The 11,684-nt window shown below is 63.7% G+C and carries 7 protein-coding genes; 6 read left to right on the forward strand and 1 reads right to left on the reverse strand.

Going from position 1 to position 11,684, the window contains the following annotated elements; all coding sequences use genetic code 11:
- Positions 1-163 precede the first annotated feature (163 nt).
- Positions 164-1,120, reverse strand: a complete 957-nt coding sequence (gene tal / locus HD883_RS25350) for a transaldolase (protein ID WP_179590458.1) — start codon at positions 1,118-1,120, stop codon at positions 164-166.
- Positions 1,121-1,282: 162 nt separating this feature from the next.
- Here tal and carA point away from each other — a divergent pair, with 162 nt between their 5' ends.
- From carA to HD883_RS25380, 6 genes are all read left to right on the forward strand, one after another.
- Positions 1,283-2,434, forward strand: coding sequence for a glutamine-hydrolyzing carbamoyl-phosphate synthase small subunit (carA, locus tag HD883_RS25355; RefSeq protein WP_179590455.1), 1,152 nt, complete (start codon positions 1,283-1,285; stop codon positions 2,432-2,434).
- An 8-nt stretch (positions 2,435-2,442) separates the two neighbouring features.
- Entirely contained in the window at positions 2,443-5,685 is a 3,243-nt protein-coding gene (gene carB, locus HD883_RS25360; RefSeq protein WP_179590448.1) for a carbamoyl-phosphate synthase large subunit, read from the forward strand.
- 758 nt (positions 5,686-6,443) lie between these two features.
- A complete protein-coding gene (locus HD883_RS25365) occupies positions 6,444-7,154 on the forward strand; it encodes a SapC family protein (protein ID WP_179590439.1) in 711 nt (236 codons plus the stop codon).
- Positions 7,155-7,258: 104 nt separating this feature from the next.
- Positions 7,259-8,797 carry a TolC family protein gene (locus HD883_RS25370; protein ID WP_179590437.1) on the forward strand — a complete coding sequence of 513 codons (1,539 nt, stop codon included), beginning with the start codon at positions 7,259-7,261 and terminating at the stop codon, positions 8,795-8,797.
- 1 nt (position 8,798) lies between these two features.
- Positions 8,799-9,644: an efflux RND transporter periplasmic adaptor subunit gene (locus HD883_RS25375; RefSeq protein WP_179590435.1), complete on the forward strand. Its 846-nt coding sequence runs from the start codon at positions 8,799-8,801 to the stop codon at positions 9,642-9,644.
- The gene (locus tag HD883_RS25380) at positions 9,641-11,683 is read left to right on the forward strand and encodes an efflux RND transporter periplasmic adaptor subunit (protein WP_179590433.1); all 2,043 of its coding nucleotides are present in this window, start codon (positions 9,641-9,643) and stop codon (positions 11,681-11,683) included. The genes HD883_RS25375 and HD883_RS25380 overlap by 4 nt, the downstream gene beginning before the upstream one ends.
- The last annotated feature ends 1 nt before the right edge of the window (position 11,684 follow it).

Consider the following 11,684-nt stretch of genomic DNA (forward strand, 5'->3'; position numbering starts at 1 on the left):
CCTCACGCTTCTGACAGGGCGGGCCACGATCCAACTGTCGCCAACAAAGCTTGAACCCCCGCGCAATAAAAAAAGGCCGGAAGACGTTTCACCACGTCATCCGGCCTTTTCTACAAGCGGCGGGCAGCAAGCGCCGCCCGCCGCCCGCTCAAGAACGACAGCGTCACGCCGTGGCCGCAGCTCCCAGCAACACATCCAGCTTGCGTGCATCGGCTGCAAACGCGCGGATGCCTTCCGACAGCTTTTCAGTCGCCATCGCGTCTTCATTCAGCAGCGTGCGGAAGGTGATCTCGTCCGCCGTGATGCGTTCCGGCTTGGCCTGGGCGGCGCGTTCCGGCGTCAGGCGCAGCGGCACGTCGCCGTCGGCCTGTTCCAGTTCGGCCAGCAGTTCCGGGCTGATGGTCAGCAGGTCGGATCCGGCCAGCGCCGTGATCTGGCCCACATTACGGAAACTCGCGCCCATGATTTCGGTCGAAATGCCGTAGGTCTTGTAGTACTCATAGATCCGGCTGACCGACTTGACGCCCGGATCGTCGACACCGGCATTGGCCGCCTCGTCCCAGTCCTTGCCGGCGCTTTTCTTGTACCAGTCGTAGATCCGGCCCACGAAAGGCGAGATCAGCTGCGCGCCCGCATCGGCGCACGCCACGGCCTGCACCAGCGAAAACAGCAGCGTCATGTTGCAGCGGATGCCTTCGGCCTGGAGCACGCGGGCGGCCTGGATGCCTTCCCAGGTGGACGCGATCTTGATCAGCACGCGTTCGCGTGGAATGCCGGCGGCTTCGTACCAGGAAATGATGGTGCGGCCGCGCTCGACGGTGCCGCGGGTATCAAACGACAGGCGGGCGTCGACTTCGGTCGATACGCGGCCCGGAACGATCTTCAGGATTTCGGTGCCGAACGACACCAGCAGGCGGTCCATGACGTGCGTCAGCGATTCATTGCGATAGTCGCGCACGGCACGGTCGAGCAGGGGGCGATAGGCCTCTTTCTGCACGGCCTTAAGGATCAGCGACGGGTTGGTCGTGGCGTCGGTCGGACGGAAGGCGCGCATGGCCTCGAAGTCACCCGTGTCGGCGACGACGACGGTGTGTTGGCGCAGGGATTCAAGCTGATTCAACGCATTTGCTCCATTTTACGAGTGTCCGATGGGGTATACTTGTAAGGTTTAACGTAATCATTTCACGCCTCCCCCCCTAGCGCGCACCGATACGCTGCAGATCAACTTGGCCCCTCCTGGTGGAGGACCCCATGGGGGAGGATTCGACTCGGAGATCTTCTCTTGTTGCCGTCTCTCTTTCCCGAGACTACCCCCGCAATTCTGGCGCTTGCCGATGGCACGATATTTCGTGGCATCTCGATTGGCGCGCCTGGACATACCGTGGGCGAAGTCGTCTTCAATACTGCGATTACCGGCTACCAGGAGATTGTTACCGATCCAAGCTACAGCCGGCAGATCGTGACGCTCACCTATCCCCACATCGGCAATACCGGCGTGACGTCGGAAGACGATGAAGCCAGCAGAATACATGCGGCTGGACTGGTGGTGCGCGACTATTCATTGATGGTTTCGAATTTCCGTTCGGAACGCTCGCTGGGCGATTACCTGAAGGACCAGAACGTGGTCGGCATCGCCGGGATCGACACCCGCAAGCTGACCCGCATCCTGCGCGAGAAGGGCGCCCAGTCCGGCTGCATTCTGGTTGGCGACGACGCCGACGAAGCGCTGCGACTGGCCCGCGAATTCCCCGGGATGGCAGGCATGGACCTGGCCAAGGTCGTGACGGTCAAGGACAGCTACACCTGGTCCGACAGCGTCTGGAAGCTGGGCGAAGGCCACGGCACGCCTGAGCCGGGCAAGTTCCACGTGGTCGCGATGGACTTTGGCGTCAAGCGCAACATTCTGCGCCTGCTGGTGGAACATGGCTGCCGCGTGACGGTGGTGCCGGCGCAGACGTCCGCCGCCGACGTGCTGGCGCTGAACCCCGATGGCCTGTTCCTTGCGAACGGCCCCGGCGATCCGGAACCCTGCGACTACGCCGTGGCGGTCACCAAGGAATTCCTGGAACGCCAGAAGCCCGTGTTCGGCATCTGCCTGGGTCATCAGATCCTGGGCCTGGCCGTGGGCGCCAACACGCTCAAGATGAAGTTCGGCCACCACGGTGCAAACCATCCGGTGCACGACGTCATTTCGGGCCGCGTCTTCATTACCAGCCAGAACCACGGGTTCGCGGTCGATCCGGCCACCTTGCCGCCCAACGTCCGTGTCACGCATGTGTCGCTCTTTGACGGGTCGCTGCAGGGGTTCGAGCTGACCGACCGGCCGGCGTTCTGCTTCCAGGGTCACCCGGAAGCCAGCCCCGGACCGCATGACATCGTCATGCTGTTCGAGCGCTTCGCCCAAATGATGCAACACAGCAAGCAACAAGGTTAAGGCGAGTTATGCCCAAGCGGACAGACATAAAAAGTATTCTCATCATCGGCGCCGGCCCGATCGTCATCGGTCAGGCCTGCGAATTCGATTACTCCGGTGCTCAGGCCTGCAAGGCGCTGAAGGCCGAGGGCTACAAGGTCATCCTGGTCAACAGCAATCCGGCCACGATCATGACGGACCCGGAAACGGCCGACGTCACCTATATCGAGCCGATCACCTGGCAAGTCGTTGAAAAGATCATCGAGAAGGAACGCCCTGACGCGGTCCTGCCCACGATGGGCGGCCAGACCGCGCTCAACTGCGCACTGGATCTCGACAAGCATGGCGTGCTGGCCAAGTACAAAGTCGAACTGATCGGCGCCAACGCGCACGCGATCGAAAAGGCCGAAGACCGCCAGAAGTTCAAGGAAGCGATGAACAGCATCGGCCTGGAATCGGCACGCTCGGGCGTGGCGCATTCCATGGAAGAAGCCTGGTCCATGCAGCGCAAGATTGCCGTCGAAGGCAACACGCTGGGCTTTCCGGTCGTGATCCGCCCCAGCTTCACGCTGGGCGGCACGGGCGGCGGCATTGCCTACAACGCCGAAGAATTCGAGCGCATCTGCCGCGGCGGCCTGGAAGCGTCCCCGACCAGCGAACTGCTGATCGAAGAGTCGCTGCTGGGCTGGAAGGAATTCGAGATGGAAGTCGTGCGCGACAGCGCCGACAACTGCATCATCGTCTGCTCGATCGAAAACCTGGATCCCATGGGGATCCACACGGGCGACTCGATCACGGTGGCGCCGGCGCAGACCCTGACCGACAAAGAATATCAACTGATGCGCAACGCCTCGATCGCGGTGCTGCGCGAGATCGGCGTCGATACCGGCGGGTCCAACGTGCAGTTCGCGGTCAACCCGGCCAACGGCCGCATGATCGTGATCGAGATGAACCCGCGCGTGTCGCGGTCGTCGGCACTGGCGTCCAAGGCCACCGGCTTCCCGATCGCCAAGATTGCGGCCAAGCTGGCCGTGGGCTACACGCTTGACGAACTGCGCAACGAGATCACCGGCGGCGCGACCCCGGCCTCGTTCGAACCGACCATCGATTACGTCGTCACCAAGGTGCCGCGTTTTGCGTTCGAAAAATTCCCGCAAAGCGATTCGCACCTGACCACGCAAATGAAGTCGGTGGGGGAAGTGATGGCCATCGGCCGGACCTTCCAGGAATCGTTCCAGAAGGCCATGCGCGGCCTGGAAGTGGGCGTGGACGGCCTGAACCAGAAGACGACCGACCGCGAGCGGATCGAAGTCGAACTGGGCGAGCCGGGTCCGGAACGCATCTGGTTCGTGGGCGACGCATTCGCCCAGGGCTTCTCGCTGGAAGAAGTGCAGACCCTGACGCACATCGACAACTGGTTCCTGTCGCAGATCAAGGAAATCGTCGACATCGAGCTCGCGCTCGAAAAGAAGACGCTGGCCGATCTGGACCGCAACACCATCTGGCAATTGAAGCGCAAGGGTTTCTCGGACCGCCGCCTGGCCTATCTGCTGGACACCACCGAAACCGAAGTGCGCAAGCTGCGTCACCAGTACGACGTGCGCCCGGTGTACAAGCGCGTCGACACCTGCGCCGCCGAATTCGCCACCAACACCGCCTACATGTATTCGACCTACGAGGAAGAGTGCGAGGCGAACCCGACCGACAAGAAGAAGATCATCGTGCTGGGTGGCGGTCCGAACCGGATCGGCCAGGGCATCGAGTTCGACTACTGCTGCGTCCATGCGGCGATGGCCCTGCGCGATGCGGGCTATGAAACCATCATGGTCAACTGCAATCCGGAAACCGTGTCGACCGACTACGACACGTCGGACCGTCTGTATTTCGAGCCGCTGACCCTGGAAGACGTGCTGGAAATCGTCGACAAGGAAAAGCCGGTCGGCATGATCGTCCAGTACGGCGGCCAGACGCCGCTCAAGCTGGCCAAGGCGCTGGAAGCCAACGGCGTGCCGATCATCGGCACCAGCCCGGAATCGATCGACATTGCCGAAGACCGCGAACGTTTCCAGAAGCTGCTGAACAAGCTGGCTCTGCTGCAACCGCCAAACCGTACCGCCCGCACCGAATCCGAAGCCCTGGCGCATGCCCAGGACATCGGCTATCCGCTGGTGGTGCGCCCGAGCTACGTGCTGGGTGGCCGCGCGATGGAAATCGTGCACGAGCAGAAGGACCTGGAGCGCTACATGCGCGAAGCGGTCAAGGTGAGCAATGACTCGCCCGTGCTGCTCGATCGCTTCCTGAACGACGCGATCGAAGTGGACGTGGACTGCCTGTCGGATGGCAAGCGTGTCTTTATCGGCGGCGTGATGCAGCACATCGAACAGGCAGGCGTCCACTCGGGCGACTCGGCTTGCTCGCTGCCGCCGTACTCGCTGTCGAACGAACTGATCGAAGAGATCAAGCGCCAGACCGCGGTCATGGCCCGCGCGCTGAACGTGATCGGCCTGATGAACGTGCAGTTCGCGGTCCAGGGCGGCACTGTCTACGTGCTGGAAGTGAACCCGCGCGCGTCGCGTACGGTGCCTTTCGTGTCCAAGGCGACGTCGTTGCAACTGGCCAAGATCGGTGCGCTGGCCATGGCCGGCCAGAGCCTGGACGAGCAGGGCATCGGCGCAGAAGTGGTGCCGCCGTACTTCTCGGTCAAGGAAGCCGTGTTCCCGTTCGTGAAATTCCCGGGCGTCGACACCATTCTGGGCCCCGAGATGAAGTCGACCGGCGAAGTCATGGGCGTGGGCACCACCTTTGGTGAAGCCTTCGTCAAGTCGCAACTGGCCGCCAGCGTGCGCCTGCCCGAAAGCGGCACGGCGTTCATCAGCGTCAAGAACGAAGACAAGGTCAAGGCCGTGCACGTGGCGCAGGGCCTGCACAAGCTGGGCTTCTCGTTGGTGGCCACGCGCGGTACGGCAGCAGCCATTGAAGCGGCTGGCGTGCCGGTACGCATCGTCAACAAGGTGACCGAAGGTCGCCCGAACATCGTCGACATGGTCAAGAATGGGGATATCTCGCTGGTGATCAACACCGTCGAAGAACGCCGCAATGCCATCGCCGATTCGCGGGCGATCCGCGTGGCGGCGCTGGCTTCGCGCGTGACCTACTACACCACGATCGCGGGCGCCTGGGCGGCTGTTGAAGGGATGCAGTACATGCGTGAAGGCGGTGGCTTGCAGGTGTACTCGCTGCAGGAGCTGCACGCCGGACTCGACATCAAGTAATTGTCGGTCAAGCGCCAGGACAAAGGCCCCGCAAGGGGCTTTTGTCATTTTTGGGGTCGTCATGGCCCCTGCAGTTGAAAACAAGGCACCTTCGGGTGCCTTTTTTCGTGGTCGAGCCGGATTTACAAACTCACCTTTTAGTAATACTCGGATACATGTGTGACTACTGCGACCGTATACGGTGCGATACGTAAGGGAACGCTACCTGTACTATCGGCGAGGAGATGGCTACCGGATTAATCCCTACAATTTTCCAGATGAGCATAAGTGCCTGTTTCCATTGGAAAAAGTAGTGAAGGGGCAGAGGTGCGGTGCAGATGGACCAAACCGCCCTGCGGGTCCTTCGTAGTCAAAAAGACCAGAAACATGCAGCTGCCAGTTGTGAGACTTGATCAAAAATTGGAAGTGCCTTGTAGTCACTTTTTGAATGCAACCTAATCAAAAGGTTGAGTCTTGATTTCTGAACAACATCGGCGAAAAACGGCGCTGCGAAAAGGATTGCCCGAAGGGTGGACGGGCAGTCAGAATGGCTCCGCTCATAAGTACTACATCCAAGTATCTAGATACAAAGAAGTAGTGCTTTGACGCAGTCCAGACCTTCTCTGTCATACCTGTTACGAAACGTAGCGATTGTGCGCAAGATGCGGAAGGCTGCAGGTCTGCAATACCGAATGAGCTTCCCGGATCGCGCCGATGCGCAATCCCCAAGATGACCTTGGCCGGTGTGGCGCGGGTCATTTCTTACCCTGGAGATTTACGTGTTCGAAAAAGTCGTACCCGTCAACAAAGAGCGTCACGCCACCAAGCGCATCAAGGAAATCACCGGATTTTCTTTCGCATCGCGCTTCCACATCGCCTACGTCACGATGCACGAGTTCGCCCGCGCCGCGGCGATCTACCCGATCGTGTTCCTGGAAGACAAGGAAAAGGACGAATTCCGTCCGGTCGCTCTGCTGGGCCTCGACGCTGGCAGCAACCTGTTCGTCGGTGAAGACGGCAAGTGGGATGCGTCCTACGTGCCCGCGATCATTCGCCGCTACCCGTTCGCCCTGGCCGGTACCTCGACCGAAGGCCAGTTCACGATCTGCATCGACGAAGCCAGCGAACTCGTGAGCGACACCGAAGGCAGCCCGCTGTTTGAAAACGGCGAGCCGACCCAGGTCATCGAAAACGTGAAGCGCTACCTGTCGGAACTGCAGCAGATGGACGTGCTGACGCGCGACTTCGCCAAGTTCCTGGCCGAAAACAACATGCTGACCCCGTTGAACATGCGCGTCCGTGAAAGCGACCGCGTCAAGAACATCGCCGGCTGCTACGTGATCAACGAAGAACGCCTGAACAACCTGTCGGACGAGCGCTTCCTGGAAATCCGTGCCAAGCGTTTCCTGCCCGCCATCTACGCCCAGCTGATTTCGCTGGCGCAGATCGAGCGTCTGGTCGCCCTGAACGACAAGCGCGCCGCCAAGTAATCCGGGCATCGCGTTACGAGGGCATTTGACTGGGTGGTTGAGGAGTTCGGCGCGTGGCAGTTTCGTGGAGGAAGAGGGTGATGCTTCTGGCAGCACTCGGAGTCATGGCACTGCCCCCCGCGTCGCGGGCCGCACCCACCCAGGCGAACACGATGTTCGCCAATGCGCCTGTGCCCGGCGCCGCGACGGCGGCGGGCCCGGCACTGGGCGATACCGTTCTGGATCCCCGCCGTTTCATGCAGCTGGTGGTGGCTCGCAATGCCGAGATCGCCTACGCCCAGTTGCAAGCCGACATCGCAGCCCGCGGGCTGGATGCCGAATCCACCGTCTATCAGATCACGTCGTACGGTGGCATCCGCCACGAACAACGCGTCAGGCAGCGGACCGTCGAAGAGCAGCTTTCGACCCTGCTGGCCCGGGTGTCCGTCCTGGACGAAAACGTCAACACGCTGGAAAGCGGCGTGAAATGGCGAACCCCGAGTGGCGCCGACATGAGTCTGTCGGTGCGTCACGTTGACCGGCGCAACAACCTGATTGCGCAAACCAACAACCGCACGCTGGAAAGCAATGCGTCGATGGTCATGACCATCCGCCAGCCGCTGCTCAAGGGCGCGGGACGTGATGCGGTCGAGACCGACCTGCGTATTGCCGAACTTGAATTCGACATCGGCCGCTGGCAGTACCGCCAGCAGCTGACGAAGATGGGCGGCGACGCGCTGGGCGCGTATTGGCAGCTGCAGCGCGCCTACATGGCGCATCCGCTGCGCCTGAAATTGCTCGACAACGCGCGCGATGGGCTGCGCGACGTGCGCGAGCGCGAAGCGTCGGGCCGCCTGGCGCCGACCGCCGAATCCGATGCGATGGTGATCGTGTCGGCCCGCGAAAGCGATGTGTTCAAGAGTTTGCAGACCATTGCCGAGGCTGAAGCCCGGGTGCGTGTGCTGCTCGATCTGCCCCCCACCGATGGCAAGTGGGCGCTGTACGACGACTGGTCGTCGGTGCGCGGCATCGATACCCGCAGCAGCGCCGACGTCCGCCTGGTGCAGGCGCTGGATGTGTGGCCCGCCTATCGCGTGGCGCGGCTGCGCGTGGAGCAGGGCGAGTACCGCATGCGCTTTGCCAAGAATCAGAAACTGCCGCAGCTGGATGTGCAGGCCAGCTATGGCACCAACGGCCTGGCCTATGGCCAGCGCGATGCGATCGACATTGCGCGGCGCGATCGGTATCCGGACTGGTATGTGGGCATCGGCTTTGAAGTGCCGATCGGATCGATCACGCGCGCCAGTGCCCAGTACGAAGGCCAGGCGCTCAAGCTGCGCCAGGCCGAACTGGAATCGCAGAACGTGCGCAACGCGCTCATGAATGACTTGTTCAGCCGCGCCGAGGCCTACCGGCTGACCGTGCAGGACGTGGAGCAGCTGAACGCGGATCTGACGTCGCGCACCGACTTGCTGACCGCCGATCGCAACGCCTTTCGCGACAACCTGGCGCCCCGTGCACGGCTGCTGCGGCGCGAAGCCGACGTGCTGGAAAGCCGCCTGCGCCTGCTGGAAGGCGAAGCGCGCCTGCACACCGCCCGCACGCTGCTGGCCATCTCGGAAGGCTCGCTGCTGAGCGATTATGGAATTGAGGTGTTCCCCTGATATGACGTCGTCTTCTTTCTTTTTGCGGCGCCATGCGGCGGCAGCGTTGTGCGCTGCCGCCGTACTGCTGTTGTCGCCGGCCGTGCACGCGCAGGAATACACGGGCCTGGTGCACGCGCGCCATGACCTGATCCTGAGCGTGAGTGCGCCGGGCGTGGTGGCGCGGGTGCCGGCCGTGGTGGGACAGCAGGTCGAGGCGCGCGCGCCGCTGCTGATCCTGGACGACCGCATCCAGGTGACCGAAGTGCAGCGCCGCAAGGTCCTGCTCGACGACATGTCCGAAGTGCGGTCGCTGGACGAACGTGTCCGCATCCTGGCGCCGCTGTACGAAGACACCCGCAAGCTGCTGAATGCACGCGGCGCGGTCAGCCGTGACGAAGTGGCGCGGCTCGAACTGGAACTGCTGACGGCGCGGGCGCGCCAGTCGCAACTGCTGGCCCAGAAGCAGCGCGAACGCGTCGAGCTGACCGCCGCCGAACAGGAGCGCGACACGCGCCGCCTGGTGGCGCCGGTGGCCGGGGTGGTCACGCGGGTCGATACCGATATCGGTGAATGGGCCCGGCCGGGCGACGCGCTGATCCAGATCGTTGACGCATCGGTGTGCTTCCTGCGCCTGAACGTGCCGGTGGCGGCCGTGACCGGGCTGAAGGTGGGCGCCGACGTGCCGGTGCGTTTCGAAGCGACCGCCAACGTTGCGCCCATCACGGGCAAGGTGACCTACCTGGCGCCGGTGATCGATGCGGCCAGCGGCCTGGTCGAAGTGCGCATCAGCTTTCCGAATCCCAAGAACATGGTGCCGCCGGGCATCAAGGGCATTGCCCAACTGGCAGGCAAGGCGGCCAGATGAACGCGCCTGGCGCCTCGCCGCAATTCGCGCCCGACGCGGTGTCGGTGATCAAGGCCCTGCAGGCCTTGCGCCAGGGCTCGCCCACACAGCCCGGCTATTGGGAGCAGGTGGCGAGCAGCCTGCGGTTCCTGTGCCGCGCAACGTCGGTGTGGGTCGTGCGGCAGGCCGGCACCGATGGCGCCGTGGGCCGGCTGCATGGCGACTGGCTGCTGATCGGGCAGTCGTCGGACAGCACGTCCGCCGAATTCGACGTGCGCTGGCTGGAAGAGTTGACGACGCTGGTGCCGCGGGCCGAGGGCAAGGGATTTGCTGTCGGGCCAGGCACGACGGCGGCGGGCCTGTCGGTGTATCGGGTCGTGGTCCGGCTGGAACACACGGCCGCGTCGTATGCCTTGCTGGACATTCCCCAGCGGGAACGCGCGAACCTGAATGAACTGGTGCTGCGCGCGCAGCTGGTGGCGGACCTGCCGGGCGATCTGTCGCCGGTGCCGCCGCGGCCGGGGGTTACGCCCGCGCCCGCGCCGGCGTCCTACGCGCCCGTGCCGGCGCCTGTGGCTGCTGCGGCGGGGCAGGGCGGTGGCGCGGTTCCCCCGCAGGTCCCCGCGATCGTGGGCGGCGCGGCCGACGGCGCGATGCCGCCCTCGGCGGCTGCTGCGCTGCCCGGCACCCAGACCATTCACGTCCCCCTGGCCGACTTGCTTGACCTGGCCTCGCAGGCCATGCGCCAGCAGCATTCGGGCGGCGCGCAGCTGACGATCGTCAACGGCCTGGCCGCGTTCACCGGCGCGGCGCAGGTGGCATTCGGCTGGTCCGATCACGGCTATGTGCGTGCATCGACCATCAGCCACCTGGACCGCTTCGAGCACCACAGCGAACTGGTCGAGTACACCGAATCGGCCCTGGACGAGAGCCTGGAATACGAATTCGCGCTGCGCAGTCCGGCCTTGCCGGGCGAGCCGGTGTTTGCCGCGCAGGACCGCCTGCGCGACGAGCAGGGCTTTCGCCACGTGTGCGCGATGTCGCTGCGCCGTGGCCTGGAACCCGCGCCGGGCGCCGTGCTGATCGCGCACGCCGACGATCGCACGGTGGACGACGCCACGCTCGCCAACATCCGCATGATGTTCGACCTGACCGTGCCCTGGCTGCTGGACCTGCGCGATCGGGAAAAGTGGTGGGGCAAACGCCTGCGCGACTGGACCGCCGTGCGCCTGGGTGCATTGGTGGGGCCGCAGCATGTGTGGCTCAAGGCGCTGGGCGTGGCCTTCGGCTTGTTTGCGCTGTATGCCACCTTTGCGACGTGGGACTACCGGGTCAATGGCGGCGGCCAGCTCACCACGGACAGCACCCGCCTGATCAGCGCGAGCTTTGAAGGCCGCGTCGACACGGCCAACGTCACGTCGGGCGACCTGGTGCGCGAAGGTGACGTCTTGAGCATGCTCGACACGCGCGAGCTGCGGCAGCAGGAATCGGATGCGCGCGCGGAAATCCGCCGCTACGCCGCCGAAGCCGACAAGGCCCGCGCCAGTGCCGCCTGGGCCGAAGTCGAAATCGCCACGGCGCGCCAGCAGCAAGCCGATGCGCGCCTGGCGCGGGTGCTGGACATGATCGAGCAGTCGACCAGCCGCGCGCCCTTCGATGGCGTGGTGGTCGAAGGCGAGCGCAAGGACCTGCTTGGCGCGCCAGTCCGCAAGGGCGACAAGATGTTCAAGCTGGCGCGCATCGAAGGCCTGTATGTGGTCGTGACCGTGCCCGAACGCGACATGCCGTTGATCACGCCGGCTGCCACCGGCGAACTGGTGCTGGTCAGCCGGCCCGACGTCAAGATTCCGCTGCGCGTGATCGCCGTGATTCCGGTCGCGCAGACCAAGGGGCAGGACGGCAACCAGTTCATGGTCCGCGCCGAAGTGCAGCAGGCGCCGGAAGCATGGTGGCGGCCGGGCATGAGCGGCGCGGTGCGCATCGATGCAGGCGAAAAAAACGTGGCCTGGATCCTGACGCACCGCCTGGTCGACAAGCTGCGCCTGATGTTGTGGTGGTAGG

Source organism: Pigmentiphaga litoralis (genome assembly GCF_013408655.1).
Lineage (GTDB): Bacteria > Pseudomonadota > Gammaproteobacteria > Burkholderiales > Burkholderiaceae_B > Pigmentiphaga > Pigmentiphaga litoralis_A.